The sequence below is a fragment of the Pirellulaceae bacterium genome (assembly GCA_019636385.1).
Classification (GTDB): Bacteria; Planctomycetota; Planctomycetia; order Pirellulales; family Pirellulaceae; genus Aureliella.
The window spans coordinates 1,095,270-1,118,890 of the sequence record JAHBXT010000001.1 but is presented as its reverse complement, the minus strand read 5'-3'; the positions used below and the strand labels follow the sequence as shown (position 1 = coordinate 1,118,890).

Below are 23,621 nucleotides of genomic sequence, written 5' to 3'. Positions count from 1 at the left end.
GAAATGCTGGCAAACGGCCTGTAAGCGACAGAGAGAGTCGAAGTTTTGCCGTATTTACCGTCGCCGAACCGTGCAAGTTAGCCTGCTACCGCCGGGTGACAGTCGCATGCGTTCATGCTCGCCTTATAGGTCCAATGGGGGTTGTTGCTGGTCAAAGCTGAGCAGCCATTCAAGGTACAGTGGGTGGCCAAGTCGCACTCGCAGAATTAGCCAGGGACCAGCAAATTCCAGTACTAACTTTACGGGTTCTGAAAACCCCACAGACAAAAAAACTGGGGAGGGCCCCGCATGAGACTTGTCGGGGAGCTTGATTTTTGGAACCCAGTGAGTGAAACTGGGATCTCGGTTCGGGCTATCGATTTTAGTCCTGGTCCGTTCCCGCCCCAGTGATCGCGATCGTCAGCAGTTACATTCCAGCGCTGGCGATCTGATTGCTCCCACCTATTTACCGACCCTCCATTGCTATCCCGCAGGAGCAGCTATGGTAGCCACTGGGTCCAAGTGCCCGACCTGGATTCTGACCGCGATGCTTGCATTAGCATCCCCGGGCCTATTGACGGCGCAGTCAACCGACGTAACCCCACAATCCGGTCCGGTCACCTTGTCGGATGTCGGTATGCAGCCGGACCCAGTGACTGTCGCTGATTCAGAGAAGACCCTGGCCATTGCAAAACGGATCGACCAGTGGGTGTGGTCGAGTCCGTGGGCATTATCCGTTGCTGCCCAGGAAGATGCATTATTACCGCGGCGCCTATATTTGACTCTGGTTGGTCTGCCTCCGACGGTGGACCAGCAGAGTCGCTATATTGCAGACGAATCACCGGATCGTTTTGCCAGCGAGGTCGATCGACTGATGAATCGCCCCGAGTTTGTGGAGCACTGGGCGGAAAAGCTTGATGTGATGTTGATGGAGCGCCGACCCAACACGAACATTCCGCAAGACGAGTGGACTCAGTGGTTGCGAGATCGACTGTCGGCCAATCAGCCTCTGCATGAATTGATGGCGGACTTGCTGGTGGCCGACGCCATACCAGGTCCCGATCGTCCAGCAGCTCGTTTCTTGCTCGATCGAGGTGCCGACCCGCATTTGATTATGCGAGACGTGGGTCGAATCTACTTTGGACGTGACCTACAGTGTGCGCAGTGTCACGATCATCCGGCTGTAGAGGATTACTTGCAGACCGACTACCACGGTTTACTTGGGTTCGTTGCATCACTGAAATCGGTGGAGGTAACCGAAGGCGAAAAGACGTTGCAGGTCATTAGCGAGAAGTCTTCCAGCGAATCACCGTTCGAATCGGTCTTTCGCCGTGGTACCATGCATCGCGTCCTACCGCATCTGTTTGGCGGCGATGAGTTCGAGCAGGTCTGGTCGGTGCCTGGCCAGGACTATCACCCCGCCCAGCGCGCTGGCTACCCGGCTCAACCCAGACATAGCCGTCGCAGTCAGTTGGCTCAGGCAATTCGCAGCGGTAGCGTCGATGCCTTTACGCAGAATATGGCCAATCGACTGTGGGCAATGGTGTTTGGTCGGGGCATTGTCGAACCGCTGGATCTGCATCATGCAGCAAATCCACCGCTCAACGGCCAGTTGCTGCAAGGCGTCGCCGATCAGCTGAGAGCACTGAATTACGATTTGCGCGGATTTGTGCGTGGATTGGTGTCTTCGGAAACGTTTCGCCGTGGTTGGATTGGCCAAGCGGGGCAGTCCGAAAATGATCAACAAGCTCTGGCAACTCTTCAACCACAGGCGCAGCAGCAATTAAGTGAGATCGAACCAGCGCTCTCAGTGCTTCGAGAAAAGCGGACATTGCTGGAGGCAGAATATAAGTCGAAGTTATCCGGTATAGCCACGATTCAGGCCGAACGCTTGGCAGCCTTGGGTAATGTTGATACTGCGACCACAAATGCGACACAAGCTGTCGATGCCTTGAATAAGGCTGCCAGCGAACAGCTAGCCGCTCAGCAGGTGGTTGATAAGGCTCATGATAGTCTGGCTAAATTGAATACGGCTTTGGCCAGTACATCTGAAGCGCTCCAAGCGATCGGCAGTGATGCCGAGCTGACGGGAGTCGTTGAGCTGTTGAAAAGTCGAGTAGCCGCTGCCGAGGCTGCGTTGCCGCCGCTGGAGCAAGCGCTGACCGACAAGTCAGCCCCCGTGCCACCGTTGGCTGCGGCTGTAGAAGCCACCCAAGCCGCCTTGCAAGAAGCACAAGCTGCGGCGGATCAATGCATTGCGCGCTATCAGCCAGCTGCGCACGCCGTCCAGGAGGCCAGATTGGCATGGGCCGCAGCGCAGGCCGAAGTATCGCGCGCCGAGCGTATCCAACAGCAAGTTCAGTCAGTGACTCACTGGGCTGACCTCAAGCAGCAAATCAACCGGGCCAGCAGTCAACGTGATGAGCTGAATGTGGTTCAACAACACCTCAACGAACAGTGGGCCGACTTGCAGCAGCGGAGTGAAACCGCTCAGCAGGCACTAACCGAAAGCCAGCGGGCGGTGGATGCTGCAATTGCACAGCAACAAACCACGCGCGATACACTGGCGGCAACCTCAGATCGCATCAAACAAATCGCTATGGCCAGGCAAACCTTGCAATCGATAGGAGATCTGGTTGCATCGACGGACAAGATAGATCCAGCGATTGGCGAGTTGGATGCAGCGTTAGCTGTGTTGTCTGCAAGTTGTGCGATGTCTGAAAAAACGCTGGCAACTCAGTCGGCCGAACTTGAAACTCTACAGGGCACGCTAGCCAGCCATCAGTCGGTTGTGTCCGAATTGTTGCAACAAGTCGCTTCGGCCGACCAGCAGATTGCCGCTATGGCTACTCAGCGCCAAGATTTGGAACGCCAGATTGTGGACTGGGAGGCGCAGCTCGTAAGTACCAGCAGTGATATTAAAAACTGGTTGGCCTCAGAATTCTTGACGGCTGGATTGCAGCCGCTGATGCCTGAACAGTTGGGCTGGTCTTTTCTGGCCGTCAATCAGGTGTATCGAAACTATGTGGATAAGCATCGCGGGCAATTAGAAACAGAGTCGCCGTCTACTCCCGAGCAGCAGCAAGACCCCGCATTCATTGCGGCGCGAGAAGCGATGGCGGTGCGTCGAGCGCGAGCTGAGTTGCAGGGCAATATCAACCATTTTGTAACCCTGTATGGAGCTGGTGCCGGACAGCCACAGACCGATTTTTTTGCCACCCCCGATCAAGCTCTTTATGCCAGCAACGGTGGAGCCCTATTTTCATGGGCGGCTGCTTCGGGAGATAACGTCACCGCCCGCGTGGTGGGCAGCAGTGATGCCGCGATGGCTGCAGAGGCTCTGTATCGCGGAGTGCTTTGTCGCCAGCCGACGGACAGCGAGGTAACGGCCGTGGAACAATTCCTAAGTCACTCACCCGATCAGCGCTCGAGGTTGGCTCAAGAAATGGTGTGGAGTCTAATGGCCGGTGCCGAGTTTCGCTTTTTACGGTAACTAAGTTCTGCGAAGGAGTTTCTCATGCGAGTCAACTATGCTTGCGGATCAGCCGATCATCGGATTGCTCGACGTCGTTTCTTGCAGAACGCCGCTACCGGTGGAGTTGCCGTTGTAGGCGGGCTGGGTGCCTTGGTGTATGGTCAAGCTGCAGAAGCTGTTGCAAAACGTCAGAAGAAGATTCTGCTGTTCAACATGCACGGAGGCTTGAGTCAGTTGGAAAGTTGGGATCCCAAACCGGGAACCGAGACTGGCGGGCCATTTCGAGCCATTCCGACCAGCGTGCCTGGAGTGCATCTGTCTGAGCTGATGCCGCATACAGCGCAGCAGATGCATCATCTTTGTGTGCTGCGTGGCGTCAACACCAGCGAAGACGATCATGGTAAAGGTGCCTACATGATGATGACGGGCCGCCGTCAGACGCCGGCTGCAAACTATCCCGAACTGGGGGCTGTTGCCGCGCGGACTCTAGCGCCTCCATCCAGCGCGCTACCCGGCCACATTCGCATTGTGCCTTGGGGTGGCGGGGGGCGTGGCAACGATGCGGCCTATTTGGGACCGCGTTATTCCAGTATTGCGTTGGGCAATGGGAAACCACCTCAATATAGCCAATTGCCCGAAGGCTTAGATGAAGCCAGTGACGCGCGTCGTCATGCATTTCGCCAGCAAGCCGACGCTTCGTTTCTGAATCAACATCGCACGGCCATGACCGATGCGTTTCTCAGTAGCTATGACTCAGCCGAACAGCTCATGCGCCGGCGCGATGTATTTGACGTTGAACAAGAGTCCGCCCAGGATCAAGACCGTTATGGTCGCGACGATTTCGGTCGGCACTGTCTGTTGGCGCGTCGTCTGCTTCAGTACGATATTCCGTTTGTGCAAGTGTCGCATTCCAACTACGACACGCACAACGAGAATTTTGATTTTCATCACGAATTGGTGCCACAATTCGATCGCCCCTTTGCCACCTTGATTGCCGATCTCCACACGCTGGGATTACTAGACGAGACGCTGGTGGTCGTGCTGTCAGAATTTGGTCGGACGCCCAATATCAATCTGTATATGGGCCGCGATCACTGGTCGAAGGCTTGGAGCGTGGTTTTGGCCGGTTGCGGCGTGGCCCGCGGTGCCGTGCATGGAGCTACCAATCACAACGGTACGGAGGTCGTGGATGGCCAGGTCGATCACGGCCAGTTGTTCCACACCTACTTGCAGGCTGTGGGTGTGGAATCCACGGATTCCGTCGTGGTCGATGGCCGTGATATGCCGCTGGCCGACCCCGCCGCGGAACCGATTTGGTCGGTACTCGTTTAGGCCACCAAACATGCTAGATATTACCAAAGCGCATGTTGTTCACAGTTGGCAGTACGAGCGGCCCTTGTTGGCCTGCCGTTTCGATCCACAAGGTCGCTATGTGCTTACCTCGGCTGAGAACAGTCTGTTGCAAAAGTTTGCGCTTGCCGATGGCACCGTGACTTCGCTGCCTGTAGCCCATGAGAGTTGGATTCAGGCGTTGGCCATTACGCCTGATGGCAATCTGGCCGTCAGCGGTGGCGGCGATGGCAGACTGGTGTGGTGGGACATGAGCAGTGCGGAAATTTCCTGCATTCGTAGCGTGCGAGCTCACAGCGATTACATTCGCGGCATCGCGCTCAATCCAGCTGGCAGTCGATTACTCAGCGGCAGCTACGATCGCAGCCTGCATCTGTGGGACGTAGCTACCGGCCAGAAGTTGCGATCTTGGAACAAGCATGAGATGAACGTGTACTCGGTGGAGTTTCTGCCTGACGGCAATCGGTTTCTCTCGGGTGATTTGAAAGGCGTCATTTATCTGTGGGACATTCAGGCCGACGAACCGCTGTGCAAGTTCGATGCGGCGCCGCTACATTCGTACAATCAAGGTCAGCGAGTCAATTTTGGCGGCGTTCGCAGCTTGGCGATTAGCGCCGACATGTCGCAGGTGGCAGCCGGTGGCTTGCATAAGTCCAGCAATCCTTTGGGCGCGATACACGAACCGCTGGCACTACGATTTTTAGCTGCCGATCAGACCCTGCAATTCAGTCACACAACAGAGGGAATCACCGGTGGAGGGCTTTGGCGAGTCCGTTTTCTACAGGACGGTACACTGTGCGGCATGAGTGGCGGTGGCACCGGTGGCTGGCTATTGTTTTGGAACAGCCAACAGGAGCTGACGGTTCATAAATTCCAGTTGCCATCGTTGGCACGCGACATGGACCTGTCGGCCGATGGACTGCTGGTGGCCACAACTCACTATGACCGCCATCTGAGGATCACGCGATTGGCCGATTAGCCGCGCAAGATGTCATGGACCACGTGGCCGTGAACATCGGTCAGGCGATAGTCGCGACCACCCCAGCGATAGGTCAGGCGCTGATGGTCCAACCCCATGGCGTGCAAAATCGTAGCGTGCAGGTCGTGTACGTGGACTTTTTTCGCGGTGGCATACCACCCCAGTTCGTCGGTCTCGCCGTAGGTCAGACCGCCGCGTATGCCTCCTCCGGCTAGCCACATCGTAAAGCCAAACGGATGGTGTTCGCGACCGTCTGCGTTCTGCGCCGTCGGTGTTCTGCCAAATTCTCCGCCCCAGACAACAAGCGTCTCCTCCAAAAGTCCACGAGCTTTCAGATCGGCTAACAGCCCAGCAATGGGGCGATCCACGCCGGCACAACACTTGGGCAAGTCCTGTGCGATCTTCGAATGGTGATCCCACTGTGGAGCTGGGATGCTGCTGTCGTAGACCTGCACAAATCGCACTCCGCGCTCGACCAATCGCCGCGCCAGCAGACATTGGCGGCCCATGATATCAGTGGGCTGTTGGTCGATACCGTACAGCGCATGAGTGTCGGCAGATTCGGCGTTTAGGTCAAAGGCTGCTGGCGCCTGGCACTGCATACGAAAAGCCAGCTCAAAGGAGGCGATGCGCGCATCCAATGCATCGTTGTCAGGATGTTGCTGGCGATGCAGCCGATTGAGTGTATGCAGAGCGTCCAGCCGTCGCCGCTGCTGCGGAGGACTGTATGTTGATTTTAGTCCATCCATGGGCTGGTCCAAATTCTGAATCCATGTGGCTTGAAATGTACTCGGCAAGAAACTATGGCCCCACAGCGGAGCACCTTGGAATACCGACTTAGGACTAATCACCACGAATCCCGGTAAATCCTCCGCTTCAGTGCCCAGGCCATAGCTCAACCAAGATCCCAAGCTGGGGCGCGGAAAACGCTCGTCGCCCGTATTCATCTGCAATGATGCCCCCGTGTGATTGATGTTATCGGCAACCATGGACCGCACGATACACATATCGTCCACATGCTTGGTCAAACAGGGCAACAGTTCGCTGACTTGCGCGCCCGATTGGCCGTGTTTAGAAAACTTCCATGGCGATCCAAACAGATTGCCCGGTGCTGTGAGTTCAAGCTGCGGTTTGGGAATCGGCAGCGGTTGGCCATGCAATTGGACGACTTTGGGTTTGGGGTCAAACAAGTCGATTTGTGAAGGACCGCCTGGCATGAATAAAAAGATGCAGCGTTTGGCGGTCGGCAGGTGATGCGGTACTCGGGGGCTGAGCGGATTACCAGTGCCCATCGAAGCGGTATCAGCCACAGCCGTAGTTTCACTCAGACCATATTGAGCCATCAGACCCGCCAAGGCTAGAGCGCCAAATCCGCCTCCGGCAGCCCGCAAGGCTGTGCGTCGATCGACTGTTCTGTTGGAATGCGCCATGATTGCAGGGGCCTTAGTCCACGTAGATCAATTCGTTGGTGCATAACACGATGTTGCACAGCTCCACAAGTCGAACATCCTGTTGGCTCACGTCTTCCGTCAGCCAGTCACCTGCCATTTCGCGCTCGACCGACGTTGGAGATCGTCCCAGCACAATACGAAAGAGCTGCTCGATTCGCTGAGAACGATCGCTGGTCGTTTCATATAGGCGTGTCGCCAACCGATGGGACGCCTGAGTCAAAAAAGGATGATTGAGAAAGAACAGCGATTGCGGAGCACCTGTCGAAGCGTTTCGCATTTCCACCGGCTGCTCGTTGTCGGCCGCATCAAACAGCGTTCCAAAGTATTCCCGATGATAGCGTGTAGACTGAACGTAGAGACTTCTGCGCGGGGAGAAGAAACTGTCTGCCGCTGGACCGCCCAGTGCTTCGTCCAACTGTCCGCTAACAAGCAGCAGCGTATCGCGAATCTCCTCGGCCTCCAGTCGCCGAGATGAAAAACGTGCCAGGAGTCGATTGTCAGCATCCAGTTCCAACATTCGCTGACCTACATCCGTACTAACTGTGGTATCGTCCAGGGTAGCTCGTTGATATGCAGCCGACAGCATGATGTCCCGATGCAGCGACTTAAGTGACCAACCCGACTGAATTAATCGTACTGCCAGGTAGTCTAGCAATTCGGGATGTGTCGGCGGTTGCCCTAGCTTTCCAAAGTTGTTAGGCGTGGCTACCAGCCCACGACCAAAGTGCCACTGCCAAACGCGATTGGCCACAACACGAGCGGTCAGCGGATTGTCCAGGGCTACTAACCAATCAGCCAGTTCGGCTCGTCCACTGCCAGATTGAATCGCCGCAGACCTGCCTGCCGCCAAGAATCGGGGCAGCCCGCGCGGGACGGTTTCAGCCGCTAGCTCGTAATATTTTCCACGACGATGCACGGGAACATCTTGAATGCCGGGAAACAGTCCTCCGGGCGTCCCGCCCTCACGGACGGCCAACGCCATAGGCGGTTCAGGTAGCAATTCCGCTCGCGCTTGTTCTAGTTCAACGGTCAATCGTTGCTGGTCGGCTGGCTGTTGAGCTTGAGCCGATTCGTTGGCCTGTGTGGCGTCGAATGTAACGTCTGTCGTGGTTTTCGAATTTGGAGCTGCCTCCAGTTGCTTGAGGCGCTTTTCCATAGCGGCTATTGCGGCCAATTGCGCCTGCCGGCGCTCAACCAATTCTGGTGGAGCAATCGGAATTCGCAAGGCTTCCGTATGTGCCCCTTTGGCTCCCAGGGAATGTAGGACACAACTCGAATAGAAAATTCCTGCCAGTCCGTAGTAGTCCTCGATGGTAATAGGATCAAATTTATGATCATGGCAGCGGGCACAGGCTATGGTCATTCCCAGTAGAGACTGACCCACAGTATTGATTTGATCGTCGACGATGTCTGACACGATTTTGTGTTTGTCGGCATCGCCATTGTCCCAAGGACCTAGTGCCATCCATGTTGTGGCAATCAACGCATCGTGATCGGGTGTGCCATCAGTCTGCCGTGGATAAGTGTCGCCGGCAACCTGCGCGTGTATGAATTTGTTATAGGGTAGGTCAGCGTTCAATGCGGCTACCACCCAGTCGCGATACTTCCACGCCTCGTAGTACTCCACGACCGAGCCCTGGCGATGGTCGCCCGTCTGTAAATTCAAATAGTCGGCATAACGCATAACGTCCAACCAGTGACGCGCCCAGCGCTGACCGTATCGCGGAGAGGCCAGCAACCGATCAATCAGTTGCGCATAGGCTGGTGGGGAATGGTCCGCCACAAAGGCGTCAACTTCTTCGGGCGTTGGAGGCAGTCCGGTCAGATCGTAGGTGACGCGGCGAATCAAGCTGCGTGGATCGGCTTGGCCCACAGCCCCCAAACCGGCATTTTCCAACGCAGCTTCGACAAAGAGGTCAATGCTGTTGGCGTTGGATGTGCGGTTGTTAGATTTCGGCAACGAACTCAGGAGCTGGTCGGCCAGGGGCAGTGGTTGTAAGGACCACCACCCATCGGCTTCATCTCGCGTCATTCCGGCGATACGTGGACTACCTTGGCGAGGATCGTGTGCCCCATGCTTGATCCACTGGGTCAATAGATCGACTTCTGCTTGACTCAGCTTGCCATCGGGCGGCATTTGCAGTTCGGGATCGCCGTATTCGACGGCAATCAGGAACAAGCTAGCTGCGGGCTGATGAGGTATGATCGCCGGGCCGCGCCCGCCACCCCGCTGCCATCCCTCGGCCGTGTCCAACGCTAAACCGCCCTCAGTCTGATTGTCAGCCTGCGAGTGACATTCCAGGCAGCGCTGTGCCAATAGCGGTCGAATGTGTGTTTCAAACCATTCGTCGGCTTGCGGAGCCGGTTGAGCAACTGCAACTTGGGCGCACAATACTATGAGCGCGCAAGCCAAACGCTTGGGATTCATAGCCAGGAAGATAACTCACAGATCACTTGAATTCAACCAGCGCCTGCAAAATCAGACCAGCAGTGGCTGATCTGGGCCGTCAGCATCGTCGTGGCGCTCCCATTGGCGGCGTATCTCGCGCAGGCCATAGGCACAAAGCTCAAATTGTTCACTCAACCGCAGCAGCAACTGGCTGGAAGGTGGCTTTTCGCCGGATTGGATGCCACCGGCGATTCGATAAGACCGCTTGCCGTGCGTACAGTAAGTGACAAACTGGTCGCAGCGCTGATCGGTCTCGACTCCGCGCAGGGCTTCCGGATAAAGGCCAGACCAAAACAGTGTGTAGTCGCCGATGTGTCGATGGACTTCGCGCTTGGCTTCGCCCAGTCGCTGATCGGCTTCCGAGAGCATCGCCACAATCTGAGTGGCTGGCTGACCATGAGGCGTTCGCACGCCTTGAGCGCTCTCGGTTCGAGTAAATCGGATCAGCAGCCTGCTCACATAGTCAATCAACTCGGTATCGGCCACGCCGAGTTGCGTCTGAAAAACGTACTCGCTGATTCCGCTAAAGTAGCGATCCAATGTTCCGCTCGAATCGTCTGAAGTCATATCGGCACTCCAGTAATTTCGTAGTCGTTCACATCTCTGTAGGGCAGGACAAGCAAGCCCGTGTGAACGGAAAGCATTGTCCAAAACATACGAATGTTACGGAGCACTTCGTCTACTTCAAGTGCGGCCTGCTACGGCCCACTGAGCACGCAAACGACTACGCATTTTCACCCCAGCGACTGTAGCGATTTGCCCCGCTAATCACCAGATCAATTTTACTTTATCCATCGGCTGGGGGCCAACAAAAAAATTGACAATTCTCGGTGACTACGGGGCCCCCGCCTTCCGTCAAAATCTTCTTGGTGACGGCAGGGCCGAATGCAAGCTGCTAACAACCGCTCAGCTGGTCCAGGTGAGCCAAAGCAACAACCCTGGCTGTCCACCGTTCAGCAAACCGCTACGTCAGCGAGGGCCGTCGATGTTCCCTTGTATGAACATTTTAGGCGGTGCACGTCAAATTGAACGCTCCCGAAACATTGTTTGGTCTGGAATTTCACGCTAGAAAATCGACACAATCCCAAGCTTGCCAGCTCTCCTAATCTCCCGCTGATCGGGATTTCGACGGGCCTGCGTCCGTCAAGGAAGTTGTCGAATATCAGCTCCCGGCTGCGTTGCTGACCGGTGAGGATTTGGTAAGTTAGTACCATGTTTAAAGGAATTGCGGTTTCGCCAGGAGTTTCGATCGGCACGGCCTACTGTATCCACGAGGTGTTCGTGGATCCGGGGCGGCAACTGCTGGAACAAGCGGAAATACCGACGGAGCTGGCACGCTTCGAAAACGCCCGAAAGAAGTCGATTGCCGATATTCGCGGGCTGCAAAAGAAGGTTGAATCGCAAGTGGGCCACGATGCGGCCGCAATTTTCGCCGTTCATGAGTCGATTCTGCTTGACCCGGCCCTGGTCGGCAAAGTGCGCGGCTGGATACAAGGCGAACGACTGACCGCCCCAGCTGCCTTGGCACGTCTGATTGAGTTCTACCGCGCGCTGTTGGATAAGTCTGGAGACGACTATCTGCGCGAGAGAATTGCCGACATCCGTGACGTGGTTGAGAGACTGACCAGCTATCTAAGCGCCGCGTTGGAGAAAGATTCGGGGGCGCTCAGCGGACCGGTAATCGTGGTGGCCGACGAGTTGTTGCCCAGCCAAGTCTTGATGCTTGGCGACAAACTGGTCAATGGCATCGTGACTCAGGCTGGCAGTCAAACCAGCCACGCCGCCATCGTGGCCCGCAGCCGCGGGATTCCAGCGGTCAGTGGTGTCAGCAGAATATTGGAACAGACCAAGACAGGTGACACGATCGTGGTGGATGGTCGCGAGGGCCATGTTGTCATCAACCCCGACGCCGAAATGTTGGCCGCCTTTCGCAAGCTGGAACGCGAATTCGTTAACCTGCGCGATCAGCTGGCACATAATCACGATCTTTCGGCCATCACCGCCGACGGTGTGACTTTGGAGCTATTGGCGAATATCAATGGTGTGTCCGATGCGCGGGCTGCCGGTGCAATGGGAGCCACCGGAGTCGGTTTGTATCGCACTGAGTACTTGTATATGGCGCACCCATCGGTCCCCAACGAGGAGGAACAACTGGCCAACTATCGCGACGTGATCCATGACAGCCCCAATCACAATGTCACTATTCGCACGCTGGATATTGGCGGCGATAAGACCGTACCATTCCTGGGACGCGGTCACCACGAGGCCAATCCGTTTATGGGCTGGCGGAGCATTCGCTTGTCGTTTGAATACCCTAAGTTTTTTCTGTCACAGATTCGCGCTATCCTCCGCGCAGCGGCACCTGATTCACAGCCTGCCCCAAGCGGTGCCAGCTATGTACCGGTCGTCAAGCTGATGTTTCCCATGGTCACGACTCTGGAAGAACTCAGACGGCTGCGAGCCATGGTGCATCGCGCGGAACGGCAACTGACCACTGAAGGAATTCCTTACGGTAAAGTTGCATTTGGGATGATGCTGGAAGTGCCCGCTGCGGCCATCATGATTGAACAGCTCCTGCCAGCCGTCGAATTCGTCTCGATTGGTACCAACGATCTGGTGCAGTACTTGATGGCTGCTGATCGCGATAATCCCAAAGTGAGCCACCTGTGCGAACCGCTATCACCGGCGGTATTGCAGGTTCTGTACCAAGTTGTTCAAGCTTGTAATCGACATAAAAAGCCAGTAACTCTATGCGGAGAAATGGCCGGTATGCCACAAGCCTTAGTGGTCCTGTTGGGCATGGGGCTGCGACGTTTTAGCGTCAGTCCGGCTGTGGTCCCTACGATCAAGGAGGTGGCGCATCACCTGACCATACCCATGGCCGAGGAGATGTTGACGCGAGCCATGCGACTGAAAACGACCAACAAAATCCGCAGTATGTTAAGCGACGAATTGCTGCGGCTCGCGCCAAACCTTAGCCCGATCGTGATGCAGTAAGCTGGAAAGTTGCCACCTGCTGCGTCAAGTTTGCTAGTCGGTTACCAATCGCGTCCACTGGCGCGCGGTCAGGCCTTGCAGCGCAGCGCTTGAGATCTGACCATTCTCTTTGAGTGTCAACGACTGTAGTTGTGTCATCTTCAGCAGCTTGTCGATGGCAGCATCAGTAATCGATGTTGATCGAATCGACAGCTCTTTGAGATTTGGCAAGTCTGCAATTGCGTCCAGCGTTCGATCGGACATTTGCGGTACGCTCCAAATATCCAACAACTCCAGGGACTTCAGGGCAGCAATCTGTAGCAAGCCTTCGTCCGTTACGCCCTCCAGTTCGTGAAGATAAAGGCGGCGCAGATTCGGCAAATCGCTGAAGGCTTGCAGGCCTTGATCGTCAATGGCTGGCAGGTCTCGCAGTGTTAACCGCTCAAGCCGCAATCCTTGCAAGGCTGCCGCACCGACTGAGCCAAAGCTCTGACAGCGAAAGATCTCCAGTTGCCGCAAATTCTTGAGGCCAGCCAGATGTTGCCCCGAAGCGTCAGTGATCAAGAAGTCTTGCAGCAGTAGGTTCTGCAGCCCCACGTTCTGGGACAATTGCTCCAGTCCCTCATCGGTTACTGCTGTACTGCGATGTTTGAATGTAGTTAGCTTGGGCAATTGTCCAACGACCCCCAGTGTCATATTGCCGGCTTCCATATTGCCGCGCAAGTCGAGTGAAGTCAGTTCTGTCAGTGATTTGAGCCGTCGCGTCGATAGGTCGTTGAAGCGAGTTTGCACCAAGGTTAATGATTTTAAGTGCGTGAGCTCGGCGATCGACTTCATCGCCTCATGAGTCATATTGGTATTGGAGGACAAGTCGAGCTGCGTCAACTGGGGAAATGAGGCAGCAATCATTCGCACGGTTGCATCACCAATTACTGAGTTGGTTAGTGCCAGCGAGGTCAACTGAGTTAACCCCGACAAATCAGCGGCCAGGGCGTCATTGAGCGATCGGCAATTGAAGATTTGCAAAGTTTTTAAATCGGATAGCTTGCCGAATAGGCGCATGTCATCTGCTGTTAGGGATGAGCCGTCCTGGATGATAATCTCGGTTAATTTGCCGGACTTGAGTACGTATTTGGCGACATCGCTCATTTGGTCCAGCCGTTGCCGAGCCAATTCGGCTTCTGGTGACAGAATCTGGCCGGTCGAATCGGCCGATTTGACCGCCGCCGCAGTAGCTGTTGTGGGCGCGGCGGAGTTGTCGACGGATTGGCGGCAGCCCGTGACGAGCCAGAGTACAGCGCAGCTGATAGCTACCATTGAACGAATCAAATTGGTTGACATTGACGGTGTTCACCTTGTTCAAAGAAACTGGGGTACGGTTAGCCGTACCCCAGCAGATTTTACAACTTCGCAATTAGATCGCGAGATCGTTTGTTGAGCAGTTAGTCTAAACGATATCCTTCGCGGTAAACTGGCTTGATCAGATCGGCGACCTTGGGGGTTTTTAACGAAGCCAAGTTAGTGACCTTCAGATTCTTAGCATCCCATTCGACCTTTTCGCCCCACTCACCCATTTCGCCGTCGGCTCCACCCTCGGATGCGGCCCAGACCGCTAAGTTGCCCAGCAGAATCATCTCGGTTAGTGGGCCAGCGCGATCGATGAAGTTCGAGTGGCAAATCTTGGGATCACCAGCCATCTTGGCGCGGAACAATTCGTACATGTTGTTGACGTCGTTGCTGCCCTTGTTGACAGCGGGTTCGTAGTCGACCTTGACCTTGTCGACACCCTTGAGCACATACACTCCGCAATAATCGTCGGAGCTGTAGAACGCGCCCTTTTCGCCTACGATCATCACACCACTATCGGAGACTTTGGTAATACCCTGCTTTTCAAAGACTTCCATCGGCGGCTTGTTACCTTTGCGGTCGTACCACCAAAATGGAATTGCCGGTCGCTCGCTGGTCTCAGGAAACTCGAATTTAATGACCGAGCTAGCCGGGAAACTGTCAAAATCATGACCGGTGGACTTGGCAACCACCGAGATCGGATCGCGCAGTCCGCAGGACGCGAAGGGAACCGTCAGTTGATGGCAAGCCATATCGCCTAACGCTCCAGTACCGAAATCCCACCAGCCGCGATGCTGGAAGCTGTGGTACAGACCTGGCCAGAATTCGCGATACGGGGAAACGCCAATCCAGCTTTCCCAATCAAGTCGTTCCAGAGCGCTGGCGATCTCCGCTTTCTTGGCTGCGATCAATTCGTCGGCCGCAGCCGCATCTTCCGCCTTGGCCTGTTGAGCAAATTTTTCCATGGTCATGCGACGGCCAGGGCCTTGAGCCCACACAGGGCGATTCGACCAAGCATAGACCTCTTTCAACGTTCCCAAGACACCAGAGCGCACCTGAGCAATGGCCTCGCGTGACGTGTTGAGCGCCGTGCCTTGATTGCCCATTTGCGTGCAGACACCCGTCTCCTGAGCGACCTGAGCTAACAGCCGTGCTTCATAAATCGTTCGCGTCAACGGTTTCTGCGTATAGCAACTTGCGCCCAATCGCATGGCTTCCAAGGTGATTGGCCCGTGCATGTGATCGGGAGTGCTGACGGTGACAATATCCAGGTTCTTGCCATGCTTGGCCAGTAGCTCGCGGTAATCGGTAAAACGCTCGGCTTGAGTGAATCCAGATGCAGCACCCTTGCTTTCCAAGGTTTTGCGATCAACATCGCAAATGGCAACCACGTTTCCAAACTGAGCTGCGTTGGACGAATCGCTGCCACCCTTGCCACCGACGCCGATGCAGGCCACGTTCAGTTTTTCGTTGGCAGAGTTGCTGAGTGCCTGCCGAGTACCAGCAGTTGCGAAATAGCCCGCACCGATAACAGCCGAGGTGGTCTGAATAAACTGACGACGGTTTTTACTGTTCATGATTTGTTCCTGGAACATTCCTTAAGGTGAGAGCCTGCGCCGGGTAGACCAAGGCAGGTCCGATGGATTTAGGTCGGGGAAAAATGGGGCCAGTACGACTGTGCACTACGCAAGTCGCCGAATCCCATTTCGAATCGTCGCGGGGCGGACACGGACTGGGACCAATAAGTATAGTAACGCTGCATTAGGCAATCAACGCTCCCCAACCAGGCCGGCGGTACTCAAGGCTCGGATTGCCTACGATTGGAGGCCAGAACAACCAAAAATCGGCAGTTTATTGTGGGGCACAAAGCTGAATTGTCCACAGTCAACCTGCGAAACCTGGCAACATTGTCGGACTGTCGTTTGACGCCATAATAGACCCGTTGGAGTGCAAGAGAATCATCGACATCGAGTGAATTGTGGAGGTGACCGTGTCTGAACCCAGTCAAGCCGATAGTCCAGGCCTGAAGTCGTTGATTCCTGGATACATGGCCTATCATGCTCTTGAACGACGTCGCGACGATGATCGGCTGACACGTCAATTCATCGTCAAGCGGATCGAAGAGTGCAAGTCAAAACTGGATGCATTGGGGTTGTCGGCGGCCATGCGCGGTGATTTAGATCTGCCTCTGCAATTGGAGCGTTTACGCACCGAACTGGATCGTGCACGGTCTCGGATATCCGCTGCCGTCGAAGGGTACTCGCATTGGTTCGGGGGTAGTCAGACCGATCCGCAGAAGCTGAAGCAACTTACCCAGCAAGATCAGAGCTTAGTGTCAGTTGTAGATTTAATTGACCAGGCCATTGGCCAATCGCCTTTGCCCGTCGAGCAGCTTGACCAGCACCTTCAAATGCTGCATCAACGCATCGACCGGCGTGGGTTGTTATTGAGTCAAGGATAGCATCTCAGCTTCGTACTGGGGTAGGAACTCGAGCGTAGCAATTTTACCCTGAGCAATGTTGCCCTGGCTGCGCAGCCAAGTTTCATAGGAGACGGCAGTCTTGGGGCCTGGCAGTTGCTTAGTCCACAGCAGTCCATCGCCTTGAATGTTGCACGCTGCCTTGCCGTTCTGGAAATTGCCACGAACTGTGAACTTGGCGGTTCCCTTAGCGAAGTCGGCGTAGCAAAACTCCTGTTCCACCATGGATCGTTCTTGCTTAGTCCATCCCAGTGAATTTAGCTGTTCTTCGTAAAACTGGATCAAGTCGGCCAACGGCAGGCCAGGCACCTTGAACGATACTATTTTTTCTTGCGGTTGATACTGGATTTCCTGTGCCGTCGGAATCATCGGAAGATCGGCTGCCTCCAACCCCGCACGATCTTCATTGGGGTCGGCCTGTTGTGGAGCGGCCGCCAGTTGGAACGAACCACTTGATTTCAGATTGCCGACAGTAATTCGTTGCCAACCGTCTGTCAGGTTTTTTAAGCCGATCATGACGTCTTTTTGATCACGAAAGTATGGTAGCCAACAGTGATCCTTGTCGATGATGCGACCGTGTTGCTGCACGACCCATCCCTGAGCTGCCAGAGCCGCGTCAAAAAATTGAGTCAGCTCAGCAGCCGATAGGCGCGAGCTGGCCACCAACTGTAACTCGGGTGAACCGTTGAATTCGATGTACGTGCAATCCTTCGGCAATGGAATCGAATTGCTAACGGGAAAGGAGCTGTACTGAATCGTGTACTTCGAGGCATCCGAGAAGTCTTTGGCGATCGAAACTCGCAGTTCAATCGAATTGTTTAAAAAGCTGATCGTTCGCTCGTCGGCTTTCTCAGAGTGGCTAGCTGAAAGTCGCGAGTAAGGTATCCAGCCCTGAGCCACCATCGACTTCAGTAAAGCAGTCTCCAGAGTCAGTAGATTGGATGGCGATCGATAGATGCCAGTACCGATCGACTCATAGGTCACTTCGATTGGTGGCGGAGGTTTAGGAAGCTGGCGTACATCACAGTTACCTAAAGACGTCAGGGATACGGTTGTTCCTGTTCCTGGAACCTCAGTTACCGAACATTCCAGACGAAAACCGTGCTTGATAAAACCCATCGATCCTGGGCTGGCGGATTCCGACGCGACTTCCGTCCATCCCGCTTGATGCAAGGCATATCGACAAAACAAAGCCGCCTCTTCGAGGCTGACTTGTGTTGAATAGTTGGTCATGTAATCCATTTCCAGCACCGGTACCGCGTCGGGCAATCGCGGAAAGCTGCGGAGATCGATGATCTGCGAAAACTGCAACGTGCTAGCCGGAGTGGATGCAGACTGGTTCGGGGGAGCGATTTCAGGTTGGATGGGCCTGAGGTTTAGCGCTGCCGCGTCCGTAGCCGTAGCCCAAAAGCGTGTATGTCGCAGCAGTGATGCCAATGCTAGAACTTTAGATTCTGCAAGCCAGCAGGCACTGGCAAGTTCTGACCCTCGATTGTCGATTGCTTGAGACACGCTGCGCGTTGGTATGTTCCAGATACGAATCAAATTTCCACTAACCGATGCCAGGGTCTGCTGGTCCTTCCATACGACCAATTCATCCTGTCCAGTTTGGCCCAGCAATCTGGCTACCGTTGCAAAATCGGACGTTTGGCGGACTTGAAATCCCTTTGAGTCTGCGTGTGTAAACCACTGGCCGTCGGGTGAGAGGCTCAGCGAACTGAGGTAGCGGTCGGACGAAAGGCTCTGCAGTTTTGTCCCAGTTGCTGCGTCCCATACGTCTAAAGCTTCCGCTGCTGTGACCAATTTGTCTGGCGAAATGAACAGAAGTTGTTTTAGCCCACGACTGTCCAGCTTGAAACTGTTCTTTTCCGTCAGTCCCTCGACGTTCCACACCGATACCTCGCTGTTGTAGTTGGCGGTGGCGATGCTTGTTCCATCGGTAGAGATCGATATCGAGGGCATTAAAGTCGACGAGACTTTCTTGGAAGCCAGTTCGCGACGGTTCGGAATGTCAAACACGTACAGCATTCCAGTTGAATTGGTGGCTGCAAACCATGAGCCATCCGGTGAAACGCTGAGATCGCGAAGTTGCGTTTTCTCGTCTTGTCGCCAATCAACGAATTGGTGCTCGGGCCGTTCAGTGCCCAGCGTCCACAGTGTAATCGTGCTGCCAGCTAGTAGATATTGTCGACTGTTTGGCAGCGGGACGATCCGCTGAGTGAATCCCATCTCAGCGTATACGACAGAATCCACCAATTGCAGCGGTTCGATGGCTTGTAGATTCCACTGGGCTATCTGCTGTTGCGTCGGATTGGGTATGGGGCGCTGCTGGGCAGCAGGCGCTGTGGGCTGCTTATCAGGCAAGGTGTTCTTGCCGCCCACAGTCGCGTCCACAACTGAAGAAACCGTCGAATTGTCACCGCTAATCTCAGTTGTTCCGGCGAATTGAGTAGTACTTTGGCTATCGTCGCCGGACAGGCTGCCGCTCTGATCTGGGCGATTCGTTACATCAACAGCAACATCTGCAGGTGCATCCGCAGACGAAGCCGGAGCGCTGTTCTGCGGCTGACTGCAGCCTGTCAAGAGAGTTGTCATTAACATTACAACGCACGCCGCAGCGCCTGGGCGAATTGATTTCATGAGGTTACTCGAAAAATACCATTAGAGTTGCTGATTTCCAACTACCGGCTGAACCCGCAATTGTAGCAAAAAGTTGGCCACCCATGCCGCGTCTGTCTACGGTGATTCCTTGTACACCAGTAGCTGCGTTTGCCAGAATAAGAATCCGAATTCAATTCTTCCACGCTCCAGCGAATATGGCGGCAGCTTTGAGCTAACGTACGTCTGAGGGTCATACTACAATGCATGTCGGCGGGGTGGCTGGTGTGTCGTAGCAGGGTCGAAATTCATGAGGTTGTTCTGCGCAGGGTTTGAGAGGATCGCCAGATATTCTCGTCACGCGTAGCTCACCTGTCCCGCCCTACAGGCCCCAGAACGGTCGCGTTTTTAACATAGGAAACGACAATGTTTCGCGTCGAGGTGATCGACTTTGTAGACCCTACAGGCACCACCGTGGCGGCCCGAGTTCCAGCTGCGGGTACCGGTTCGATAACCGTGGGTGCGCAGTTGATTGTCCATCAGAATCAACAGGCGGTCTTCTTTCGCGAAGGTCGCGCTATGGATGTGTTTGGTCCTGGACGGCATACATTGAATCAGTCCTCGATGCCGGTTCTGTCGCGCTGGCTAAGCATCCCCTGGGATCGCGCGCCGCTGCAAGCTTGCGTCTACTTCGTCAGCCAGCAACGTTTCGTCGATCAAGGCTGGGGCACACGCCAACCAATCACCATTCGCGATCCAGATTTCGGAATATTGCGTCTCCGCGGCTTCGGAAAATTTTCGTTTCGTGTTGTGGATTCGACTGTGTTTGTCAACGAGATTGTGGGTACTCAAGGTAACGTTACCGCTCAGCAAATCACGGACTTTCTGCGAGATACCGTCGTATCCGGATTGAGTGACCTACTGGCCACGGCCAACATTGGATTGGCGCACATGACGTCGAAATTTGATGAACTGGCTGCCGCAGCGCGACTGAGAATCGGCGAACAGTTCAAGAAGTTTGGTCTGGAGCTGACCGATCTGATCATCAACAGTATTTCACCACCACCTGAGGTCCAGCAGGCCATTGACGCCCGTTCGACAATCCCCACGCCGCAAGACTTGCATTCGTACACTCAGCAACACGCCTCTGAGCACAGGCTGGGCGGAGCATCGCGACTAGCTGCCAAGAGCCGTTCAGACGGGCCAGTAGATTCCAGCCAATTAACCAAATCTACTGTGCCAGCGGATGCACTTAGCGACGTGACCGCAGTGCAACAGTCTCTGCGCGCAATTTGCCAACAATCGGGGTGGACCCTTATCGAATCGGGGCAGCAATGGATGTTGACAGTGCCCCTGGGGCCGCTCCGCAAACAAGATGTGCATGTCGATTTCAGCGGCGTGGATGAAGCAGGGCATCGCTTGGTGAGCATTTGGTCAACCTGTGGTGAAGCGCGAAACGACAATGCACTGGCACTACTGCGTTACAACGCCCAATTGATTCACGGTGCCTTGGCAGTGATTCGCGATGACGGTGTGGATGTGTTGGTGATTCGCGGCAACTTATTGGCAGAAACTGCCGATGACCTTGAGCTAGTTCGAACCGTCACTGCAGTGGCATGGCAGGCCAATCAGGCTCAACAGCAATTTTCAGGTCAGACGTAGCCGAGCCATCCATGATTCTGCCAGCAGCACACGCGGACGCAGGCATGTCCTTCTAAGCTATCAGTACGACGAGGCACATCACTTGGTCTGGTCAAAGAGTCAGTACCAGCTTTTGGACTTTGGCAATGGTCGCAAGCTGGAGCGTTTTGGAACTCTGACGCTCGACCGCCCTTGCCCCGCTGCAGTCGCTGCGCCGCGCATGCCGATAGAAAGCTGGGGTGCCGACTTCGGGTGGTTTGAAGGTTGGTCCGGCGACGCGTCGACAGATTGGTCTATCGAATTCGATCTAAGTGACACAGCCCCGGCAAGGCCATTAACCTTTCGACTGAGACGAACTCCATTTGGGCACGTCGGTATCTTCCCTGAACAGGCCGACAATTGGCGCTGGTTGTACCAGCAGATACAAGCCAGCCCATGTGCCATAATGCAATGCTTGAACCTATTTGCTTACACCGGCGGTTCAACGTTGGCAATGGCCGCTGCCGGAGCTCATGTAGTTCACGTGGACGCCTCCAAGCCAAGCATCGCCTGGGCGCGGGAAAACGTCCAGCTGTCGGGCTTGTCGGATCGTCCCATTCGTTGGATTGTGGACGACGCCCTAAAGTTTGTGCAGCGCGAGATTCGGCGAGGCCGCAGGTATGACTTGATTGTGCTCGATCCACCCGCCTATGGCCACGGCCCGGGCGGCCAGCCATGGATTCTAGAAAATCGTTGGCAGGAATTGTTGTCCAACTGTCTGCAGGTGTTGCGCCTCGATCGTCCATGCAGCTTATTGTGGACTGGACACAGTCCTTGCCCTGGGCCAAACGACATAGCGCGCCAACTCGCCCAACACGGCAATTGGATGGTTCAGAGTCAGCGTAGCGGCTTGCTGGATGTCTCCGGTCGAGCGCTAGACAGCGGCTATTGTGTGCGGGCACAACGGCCGAGTGCCGGAATGAAGCCCTGAAAGATTGTTGCCCGCTCCAGCATAGAAAATGCACCCTATGAGCAGTCCGGTCAGTCGTCTGCAAAATTCGGGTATGCTCGCCCAGTAGAAACAATTCTTTCGCGAATGTAGCTTGCAGACATGTTCAGTCTCAAGCGACTGGTTCTGTAAACCGGATTAACGATCGTGTTCCGATAGATAGTGCCGTCCGATAGCCACTCGACTGGTTCCCTTATGTGTCGGTCACCGTCGATTCAAGCTCCCAGTCAGACCAAAACGGAACCACTGGTGATCCACTTCAAAACGTCCACAGAAAACCAAACAGATCGGATCTTTGCTACGCTTCAGCGGTTGTACACAGGCAAGGCAATTGGTTCCGTTGCGATCGGCGAGGTGTGCAAAATGGAACACGCCCAAGTGCTCAAGTACCTACATCGAGCGAAGGACGGGCGTCACCGGTTATGTCGGGTCCCGATGGGATTATTCGAGGTTCGGTGCCAGCCAGCGCCGCACCGAGCGAATCGATTATCGAACAGAACGCCCGTCGGGCTACGGAAGTCGTCAAGCGACTATCTACGGACGGCGAATTGACGACCGCCCAGCGATCGGGCAAGCGTGCCGGTGAATTTGCTCCGATCATTGTGCGTGACAACCACAAAGCATTGATCGACAAAAGTACGTTCGACGCCGTGCAGGCGAAATTGAAAGAGCGATCCAAGGTAGGTGGTGGACCAGCGCGAAAGCACCTGCTGTCGGGCATTCTCCGCTGTGGACATTGTGGAGGCATACTAACAGGCAGTTCTGGTAATCAGGGAAGATCGAAAAAGAGGCCACGCTACACCTATTACAAGTGCAAGCGAGCTCGCGTGTCGGGCACCTGTGAGAACTATGCCGTGCGAGCCGATGTCATCGAGCCAGCCATGATCGAGTACTTTCGCTCGGTTTGGCAGACGCCTGCTGGACGCAAGTCGCTACGCACGGCATTAGCGTCATTGACTGATGAAACGCTACGAATGCGAACAGAGTGTCGTGAATCGTTGTTGGCACAGATGATTAAGTTGGACCAGCAAATCACTAAAAGGACGGAGAACCTGCTGCTTCTGGCAGCTGTGGATATTCCAGCCGCCAGTGCGCTGCTGGCCCAGTAGCGAAAACAACGCGATGAACTTCAGGCCCAGCTCGATAGCAATGATGAATCGGTGCCCATGAGTTTTGACGCCGACGCCATCATAGACGAGCTGGACGAGCTTGAAGAGCATCTGACAGGCCACTCCAGATCTCTGGCGAAAGCCGCTTTTCAGCGAGTTTTCGAGAGCATCACACTCTACTGGGAAAAGGTTAGTCCGCGACGCCGCGAGTTGGTGCGTGCGGAGATCGTTCCTCGCTTTCCTTTCTGTCTAACCGTGAACACGTTGAGGCAATCGTCGGCTGTGGCATCTGGGTCGGTCATGGTGCACAACTTTCAGGGGGTGTGGTGTGAGCCGTCCACCAGAATCACAAAGTCTGCAGACGGCATGTCATTTGCGTGCGGCTGCTGGTTGCGTTGGAAGGCCTGTAAGTCAGAATCGCCAATTTTTTTTGCGTTCTGAACGCGTCGATGTCCCAGATGGCGGGTTTAAATACGAAGTAGAGGCTGTGTCGCCGCTTGCGGTTCGCGGCCAGCCCTCCTTTTTTTCGGGCGTCGCCAATGTCAGCAGATTGGTATTTTCTGAAAAGCGGGCTATTCTATCGCCACAAGAAGATTGGGCCGATGGGCGAATTTGAGCTGTTGAAGCGAATCGAAAAAGGCGAAGTCAACCCGGATACCCCTCTGTTTAGCGATAGCAAGACGCGCGGACATTGGGTAGCCATGCGAGATGTCAAGCCTGCCTACCGCCATTGGTTACAGAGTCATCCAGACGCCATCACCTAATCTCTGTGTCTCAAGGGATTTTTGATTTAGGTAGCT

General features: G+C 55.0%; 16 protein-coding genes. 10 read left to right on the top strand and 6 right to left on the bottom strand.

What is annotated here, in order from left to right; genetic code table 11:
* Window positions 1-328: 328 nt before the first annotated feature.
* The 3 genes from KF752_04320 to KF752_04310 are packed head-to-tail and all read left to right on the top strand — an operon-like array spanning window position 329 to window position 5,783.
* Complete coding sequence (locus tag KF752_04320; GenBank protein ID MBX3420763.1) at window positions 329-3,472, top strand: DUF1549 domain-containing protein; 3,144 nt, start codon at window positions 329-331, stop codon at window positions 3,470-3,472.
* Between the two features lie 24 nt (window positions 3,473-3,496).
* Complete coding sequence (locus KF752_04315; protein ID MBX3420762.1) at window positions 3,497-4,786, top strand: DUF1501 domain-containing protein; 1,290 nt, start codon at window positions 3,497-3,499, stop codon at window positions 4,784-4,786.
* A 10-nt stretch (window positions 4,787-4,796) separates the two neighbouring features.
* Window positions 4,797-5,783, top strand: coding sequence for a hypothetical protein (locus KF752_04310; protein ID MBX3420761.1), 987 nt, complete (start codon window positions 4,797-4,799; stop codon window positions 5,781-5,783).
* On the opposite strand, the gene KF752_04305 is transcribed toward KF752_04310, so the two are convergent.
* The 3 genes from KF752_04305 to KF752_04295 are packed head-to-tail and all read right to left on the bottom strand — an operon-like array spanning window position 5,780 to window position 10,250.
* Complete coding sequence (locus KF752_04305) at window positions 5,780-7,213, bottom strand: DUF1501 domain-containing protein (protein ID MBX3420760.1); 1,434 nt, start codon at window positions 7,211-7,213, stop codon at window positions 5,780-5,782. The genes KF752_04310 and KF752_04305 overlap by 4 nt on opposite strands.
* A 13-nt stretch (window positions 7,214-7,226) precedes the next feature.
* Complete coding sequence (locus tag KF752_04300) at window positions 7,227-9,662, bottom strand: PSD1 domain-containing protein (GenBank protein MBX3420759.1); 2,436 nt, start codon at window positions 9,660-9,662, stop codon at window positions 7,227-7,229.
* 51 nt (window positions 9,663-9,713) lie between these two features.
* The gene (locus tag KF752_04295; GenBank protein MBX3420758.1) at window positions 9,714-10,250 is read right to left on the bottom strand and encodes a hypothetical protein; all 537 of its coding nucleotides are present in this window, start codon (window positions 10,248-10,250) and stop codon (window positions 9,714-9,716) included.
* A 645-nt stretch (window positions 10,251-10,895) separates the two neighbouring features.
* On the opposite strand from KF752_04295, the gene ptsP reads away from it, so the two are divergent.
* On the top strand, window positions 10,896-12,680 hold the full coding sequence (gene ptsP / locus KF752_04290; protein MBX3420757.1) for a phosphoenolpyruvate--protein phosphotransferase: 1,785 nt from the start codon (window positions 10,896-10,898) through the stop codon (window positions 12,678-12,680).
* Window positions 12,681-12,713: 33 nt separating this feature from the next.
* Here the strand turns inward: ptsP and KF752_04285 are convergent, their stop codons facing one another.
* A complete protein-coding gene (locus KF752_04285; protein MBX3420756.1) occupies window positions 12,714-14,000 on the bottom strand; it encodes a hypothetical protein in 1,287 nt (428 codons plus the stop codon).
* A gap of 101 nt (window positions 14,001-14,101) precedes the next feature.
* Window positions 14,102-15,583: a Gfo/Idh/MocA family oxidoreductase gene (locus tag KF752_04280; GenBank protein ID MBX3420755.1), complete on the bottom strand. Its 1,482-nt coding sequence runs from the start codon at window positions 15,581-15,583 to the stop codon at window positions 14,102-14,104.
* Between the two features lie 413 nt (window positions 15,584-15,996).
* Between KF752_04280 and KF752_04275 the strand changes: the two genes are divergently transcribed.
* Window positions 15,997-16,467 (top strand): hypothetical protein, encoded by a 471-nt coding sequence (locus tag KF752_04275; GenBank protein MBX3420754.1) that lies wholly within the window; start codon window positions 15,997-15,999, stop codon window positions 16,465-16,467.
* On the opposite strand, the gene KF752_04270 is transcribed toward KF752_04275, so the two are convergent.
* Window positions 16,450-19,125, bottom strand: a complete 2,676-nt coding sequence (locus tag KF752_04270; GenBank protein ID MBX3420753.1) for a WD40 repeat domain-containing protein — start codon at window positions 19,123-19,125, stop codon at window positions 16,450-16,452. The genes KF752_04275 and KF752_04270 overlap by 18 nt on opposite strands.
* A gap of 384 nt (window positions 19,126-19,509) precedes the next feature.
* Here KF752_04270 and KF752_04265 point away from each other — a divergent pair, with 384 nt between their 5' ends.
* The 5 genes from KF752_04265 to KF752_04245 all read left to right on the top strand — a co-directional run bounded on the left by KF752_04265 (window position 19,510) and on the right by KF752_04245 (window position 23,585).
* Window positions 19,510-20,745, top strand: a complete 1,236-nt coding sequence (locus KF752_04265; protein MBX3420752.1) for an SPFH domain-containing protein — start codon at window positions 19,510-19,512, stop codon at window positions 20,743-20,745.
* 82 nt (window positions 20,746-20,827) lie between these two features.
* Entirely contained in the window at window positions 20,828-21,694 is an 867-nt protein-coding gene (locus tag KF752_04260; GenBank protein MBX3420751.1) for a class I SAM-dependent methyltransferase, read from the top strand.
* Window positions 21,695-22,134: 440 nt separating this feature from the next.
* The gene (locus tag KF752_04255) at window positions 22,135-22,821 is read left to right on the top strand and encodes a recombinase zinc beta ribbon domain-containing protein (protein MBX3420750.1); all 687 of its coding nucleotides are present in this window, start codon (window positions 22,135-22,137) and stop codon (window positions 22,819-22,821) included.
* A 57-nt stretch (window positions 22,822-22,878) separates the two neighbouring features.
* Complete coding sequence (locus tag KF752_04250; GenBank protein MBX3420749.1) at window positions 22,879-23,262, top strand: hypothetical protein; 384 nt, start codon at window positions 22,879-22,881, stop codon at window positions 23,260-23,262.
* 98 nt (window positions 23,263-23,360) lie between these two features.
* Window positions 23,361-23,585, top strand: coding sequence for a DUF4339 domain-containing protein (locus KF752_04245; protein ID MBX3420748.1), 225 nt, complete (start codon window positions 23,361-23,363; stop codon window positions 23,583-23,585).
* Window positions 23,586-23,621: the final 36 nt, after the last annotated feature.

Coding starts and splice junctions, on each gene's coding strand:
- KF752_04270 (MBX3420753.1), bottom strand. CDS start 19,125: ATGAAATCAATTCGCCCAGGCGCTGCGGCGTGCGTTGTAATGTTAATG.
- KF752_04250 (MBX3420749.1), top strand. CDS start 22,879: ATGAGTTTTGACGCCGACGCCATCATAGACGAGCTGGACGAGCTTGAA.
- KF752_04265 (MBX3420752.1), top strand. CDS start 19,510: ATGTTTCGCGTCGAGGTGATCGACTTTGTAGACCCTACAGGCACCACC.
- KF752_04300 (MBX3420759.1), bottom strand. CDS start 9,662: ATGAATCCCAAGCGTTTGGCTTGCGCGCTCATAGTATTGTGCGCCCAA.
- KF752_04285 (MBX3420756.1), bottom strand. CDS start 14,000: ATGTCAACCAATTTGATTCGTTCAATGGTAGCTATCAGCTGCGCTGTA.
- ptsP (MBX3420757.1), top strand. CDS start 10,896: ATGTTTAAAGGAATTGCGGTTTCGCCAGGAGTTTCGATCGGCACGGCC.
- KF752_04315 (MBX3420762.1), top strand. CDS start 3,497: ATGCGAGTCAACTATGCTTGCGGATCAGCCGATCATCGGATTGCTCGA.
- KF752_04280 (MBX3420755.1), bottom strand. CDS start 15,583: ATGAACAGTAAAAACCGTCGTCAGTTTATTCAGACCACCTCGGCTGTT.
- KF752_04295 (MBX3420758.1), bottom strand. CDS start 10,250: ATGACTTCAGACGATTCGAGCGGAACATTGGATCGCTACTTTAGCGGA.
- KF752_04255 (MBX3420750.1), top strand. CDS start 22,135: ATGTCGGGTCCCGATGGGATTATTCGAGGTTCGGTGCCAGCCAGCGCC.
- KF752_04305 (MBX3420760.1), bottom strand. CDS start 7,213: ATGGCGCATTCCAACAGAACAGTCGATCGACGCACAGCCTTGCGGGCT.
- KF752_04245 (MBX3420748.1), top strand. CDS start 23,361: ATGTCAGCAGATTGGTATTTTCTGAAAAGCGGGCTATTCTATCGCCAC.
- KF752_04310 (MBX3420761.1), top strand. CDS start 4,797: ATGCTAGATATTACCAAAGCGCATGTTGTTCACAGTTGGCAGTACGAG.